Raw genomic sequence first — 1,966 nt, 5'->3', positions numbered from 1 at the left:
TTTTTATTTTAGGATTTGCGGTTCCAACCCGGTCGCAGACCTGCACACTTATACAGACACCAGTGATCCTCCGGAACACTGGCGCCAGTAGCGTAACCACTGCCGACGGTTCCGGTATGCCCCGCCACAGCCAAAAAGGCTGCGGCGGGGCATTTGGTTAATAATTTTCTCCTCTCTGCCATTTCGCCTGTAACATTTATCCCATCCACACTCCCTCTGGCTCCCCTCTGGCGCAAGTGTTCACGGCACAACTTCCTCCATCAAAGAACTTCCGTGACCACTTGTGTCTTACTAAGGTAGCAGGTCTGCGACCGGCATCAGTTCCACAATTTTCTTTTGCTCCTGGTTGCTATTGAGAATTGGTATTTTTATTTTAGGATTTGCGGTTCCAACCCGGTCGCAGACCTGCACACTTATACAGACACCAGTGATCCTCCGGAACACTGGCGCCAGTAGCGTAACCACTGCCGACGGTTCCGGTATGCCCCGCCACAGCCAAAAAGGCTGCGGCGGGGCATTTGGTTAATAATTTTCTCCTCTCTGCCATTTCGCCTGTAACATTTATCCCATCCACACTCCCTCTGGCTCCCCTCTGGCGCAAGTGTTCACGGCACAACTTCCTCCATCAAAGAACTTCCGTGACCACTTGTGTCTTACTAAGGTAGCAGGTCTGCGACCGGCATCAGTTCCACAATTTTCTTTTGCTCCTGGTTGCTATTGAGAATTGGTATTTTTATTTTAGGATTTGCGGTTCCAACCCGGTCGCAGACCTGCACACTTATACAGACACCAGTGATCCTCCGGAACACTGGCGCCAGTAGCGTAACCACTGCCGACGGTTCCGGTATGCCCCGCCACAGCCAAAAAGGCTGCGGCGGGGCATTTGGTTAATAATTTTCTCCTCTCTGCCATTTCGCCTGTAACATTTATCCCATCCACACTCCCTCTGGCTCCCCTCTGGCGCAAGTGTTCACGGCACAACTTCCTCCATCAAAGAACTTCCGTGACCACTTGTGTCTTACTAAGGTAGCAGGTCTGCGACCGGCATCAGTTCCACAATTTTCTTTTGCTCCTGGTTGCTATTGAGAATTGGTATTTTTATTTTAGGATTTGCGGTTCCAACCCGGTCGCAGACCTGCACACTTATACAGACACCAGTGATCCTCCGGAACACTGGCGCCAGTAGCGTAACCACTGCCGACGGTTCCGGTATGCCCCGCCACAGCCAAAAAGGCTGCGGCGGGGCATTTGGTTAATAATTTTCTCCTCTCTGCCATTTCGCCTGTAACATTTATCCCATCCACACTCCCTCTGGCTCCCCTCTGGCGCAAGTGTTCACGGCACAACTTCCTCCATCAAAGAACTTCCGTGACCACTTGTGTCTTACTAAGGTAGCAGGTCTGCGACCGGCATCAGTTCCACAATTTTCTTTTGCTCCTGGTTGCTATTGAGAATTGGTATTTTTATTTTAGGATTTGCGGTTCCAACCCGGTCGCAGACCTGCACACTTATACAGACACCAGTGATCCTCCGGAACACTGGCGCCAGTAGCGTAACCACTGCCGACGGTTCCGGTATGCCCCGCCACAGCCAAAAAGGCTGCGGCGGGGCATTTGGTTAATAATTTTCTCCTCTCTGCCATTTCGCCTGTAACATTTATCCCATCCACACTCCCTCTGGCTCCCCTCTGGCGCAAGTGTTCACGGCACAACTTCCTCCATCAAAGAACTTCCGTGACCACTTGTGTCTTACTAAGGTAGCAGGTCTGCGACCGGCATCAGTTCCACAATTTTCTTTTGCTCCTGGTTGCTATTGAGAATTGGTATTTTTATTTTAGGATTTGCGGTTCCAACCCGGTCGCAGACCTGCACACTTATACAGACACCAGTGATCCTCCGGAACACTGGCGCCAGTAGCGTAACCACTGCCGACGGTTCCGGTAGGCCCGCCATAGCTAAAAAGGCTG

General features: G+C 51.4%; 1 protein-coding gene. It reads right to left on the bottom strand.

The features are described 5' to 3' along the window. Nucleotides 1-1,751: 1,751 nt before the first annotated feature. Nucleotides 1,752-1,966 (bottom strand): hypothetical protein (locus EGI32_RS11240; protein WP_255155456.1); only part of this gene is annotated, 215 nt, incomplete at its 5' end.

Origin of the sequence: Ferruginibacter sp. HRS2-29, assembly GCF_024343615.1 — a bacterium.
In the GTDB taxonomy this organism is placed as follows: domain Bacteria; phylum Bacteroidota; class Bacteroidia; order Chitinophagales; family Chitinophagaceae; genus Ferruginibacter.
This window is presented reverse-complemented; position numbering and strand designations above follow the sequence as displayed.